Annotated in this window: 1 protein-coding gene; it reads left to right on the top strand. The window is 64.0% G+C overall.

The window, feature by feature from the left end; all coding sequences use genetic code 11:
• Positions 1–3,190, top strand: a 3,190-nt coding sequence (locus tag E0E18_RS13705) for a condensation domain-containing protein (RefSeq protein WP_237559849.1), incomplete at both ends; no start/stop codon positions are given.

Raw genomic sequence — 3,190 nt, 5'->3', positions numbered from 1 at the left:
GGTCGGGGACCGGCCGGGCGCCTGCCACGGACACGGAAAAGACCATCGCCGCGGTGTTCACCGATGTTCTGGCCCTCGACGACGACACGGAACTGTCCATCGACGACGACTTCTTCCACCTCGGCGGCGACAGCATCCTGTCGATCCAACTGGTCACCCGGGCACGTAAAATGGGTGTGGCCTTCACCGCCGCCGATGTCTTCGCCGCCCGCACCATCGCCGGGTTGGCGACCATTGCCGACACCGTCGATGACGACGCGTCTGCTACGGTACTCACACCAGTTCGTGATGCAGTTGTTCTGCCGATCGCCCAACGCAAAGTCGGCACACCGGGCTTCGACCACTTCACCCAGGGGTTCTGCTACGTCACCCCTGCCGGACTCAGCACCGGTCTCCTGTCCCAGGTACTGTCCCTGGTCATCAACCACCACCCGGTACTGACCGGGCGCCTGTACCAGGACACCAGCACACACCAGTGGCGGTTTGCCCTCGGTGGCGCCGATACCGGTGACAGTGGCACCGGCACCGGTGACCTCATCCCCACCGTCACCGACCGGATCACCACCGACCACACGAACCTGTCCTGGGACTCCGATCAGTGGCGGAATCTGATCAGGGACATCACCACCGAACTGTCGGCCACCATGGACCCCGCCAACGGTGATCTGTGGGCGGCCCGGTGGGTGACCTCTGATACTGAACCCGACGGCCGACTGGTCTTCGTGATCCACCACCTCGTCGTCGACGGCGTGTCCTGGCGTATCCTCGCCGACGATCTCACCCACGCCTGGGATCTGGCCACAGGCAGGACCGATGCTCCACTGCCGGACACGGGGACAACTGTCACCACCTGGTCTGATGCCTTGTCCCGTCGGGTCAACGACACCGGTGACAACACGATCACCGACCAGGCCGGCTACTGGACAGATGTTGTCACTGCCGATGATCCCCTGCTCGGTGCCAGGGCACTGGACCCTGCCCTCGACACCACCGGCACCACCGGGCATGCTCGAGTCAGCCTGGACAGTCCCACCACCAGGAAACTGTTGTCGACGTTACCGGGACTGCTGTCCGCCGACGTCAACGACATCCTGCTGGGGTCACTGACCACTGCACTGGGTGCCTGGCGGGCCGCCCGCGGTGACGCTCACCGTCGTACCCTGATCGGCCTGGAAGGCCACGGCCGTGAAGAAACCCTGGTCCCTGGGGCGGACCTGTCCCGGACCATAGGATGGTTCACCAGCTGGTACCCGGTGGCCCTCAGCACCGACGACATCGACCCCACCACCGCCGTTGACGATCCGGCAGCGGCTGCTGACGCGGTCCTGCGGGTCAAAGAGCACCTTGCCGCCGTCCCGGATCGGGGGATCGGCTACGGTCTGCTGCGCTACCTCAACCCCGACACCGCCAACCGCCTGGCCACCGGCCGCACCCCACAAATCGGATTCAACTACCTCGGCCAGTTCACCAGCGGCACCAACCCCACTGGCACCAACTGGTCGGGGGCCCCGGAATCCCCGGGGTTGACCGGCCACGCCGACAGCATCGCGGCCGCCCCGGCGGTCATCGACATCAACATGTCCGCCACCGGCACCAGCAGCACGGATCTGACATTGTCCGGCGGAGTGTCCTACGCCACCGGTATCCTGTCCGCCGATGACATCGACGACTTGATCTGTCTGTGGACCCGTGCATTGGTCACCCTGGCCGACTACGCCACCAACACAGATACTGTCCGGCGGTCGCCGTCCGACGTGCTGGCCGACACCGTCACCCAGGCTGATCTCGACACCTGGCAGCACATCTACGGTGCCCTGGCTGATGTCCAACCGCTCAGCCCGCTCCAGCAGGGACTGGTCTTCCACGCCGCACTCTCCGCCGACGATGCCGACAGCACCGACCTGTATGTGGTGCAGAATGTTCTGCGCCTGACCGGGACTGTGGATCCTGACCGGATGGACAACGCTCTGGTATCCACACTGCGCCGGTACCCGAACCTGACTGCGGCGATCACCACCGGGGCCACCGGTGACTACTACGCTGTCCTCCCTGTCGATGTACCACCCCGGTTCGACCATGTGGACCTCGCCGGTACCACAGACACCGCCGCTGCGGGCGTTACCGACCGGTGGCAGGATCTCGGTTTTGATGAGGTGGTCAACAGCATCGCCGATGACCAGCGCAGTCTGCCTTTTGACCTGACCGATCCGCCACTGCTGCGACTCGTCCTGGTCACCGACCACGACCGGGCAGCCGTGGTACTCACCAAACACCACACACTCACCGACGGATGGTCCTCACCACTGCTGGTGCGTTGCCTCCTCGACAGTTACGCCCATCCGGATCAGACAGTCCAACCGGACCAGACCTACACCCGGTTCCTCGAATGGCTGGGGGACAAGAACCCCCAGACATCCCTGGACACCTGGAGTGGGGTGCTCGCCACGGTGGATGATCCCACTCTCGTCGGTATCCCGGATGCTGATACCACCGGGTTCCCTGACGAACATCATCTGTCGCTGGACAGTGATAAAACCCGTTCTCTGTCAGATCTCGCACGGGTGACGGGCACCACCTTGGCCACCATCGTTCAGACTGCCTGGGGAGTTACCCTCAATAGTGTCACCGGCCAGGACACCGTCATTTTCGGTGCGGCTGTTTCCGGCCGTCCCGCTGACATCGACGGGATTGAGGATGCCGTCGGCCTGTTCATCAACACCATCGCCGTGCCTGTCGATGTGACCGGCAACCCCACGTTGACCGGTCTGATCACACGGACCCAGGCAACCAACACCGCCGTCCTCGACGACCACCACATTCCGCTGCCGGACATCCACCGGATCACCGGGCACAACCCCCTGTTCGACACACTGCTCGCCTACGAGAACTTCCCCTCCGCCAAGGGCGACAACGATGGTGTCGGTGACCTCAGCCTGGACCACGTCACCGGCCGGGACTCCACCCACTACCCGGTCAGCATTGCCGTCCTGCCCTCAGACACACTGGGATTCCGGTTCACCCACCACCCCGAAGCCCTTCCTGCTGGACTGTTCGACCAGCTGGTGTCGGTGTTTGTTGGTGTGTTGGACACCATGGCCACGGCTCCGGATACGCGTGTCGGGGATTTGGATGTGCTCACCGATGCGGACCGTGACAACATCACCACCTGGTCTGTGGGTGAGGAACTGGA

Source organism: Corynebacterium neomassiliense, assembly GCF_900626215.1.
Lineage (GTDB): Bacteria > Actinomycetota > Actinomycetes > Mycobacteriales > Mycobacteriaceae > Corynebacterium > Corynebacterium neomassiliense.
The sequence above is the reverse complement of the archived record's forward strand: the minus strand, read 5'-3'. Positions and strand labels throughout refer to the sequence as shown.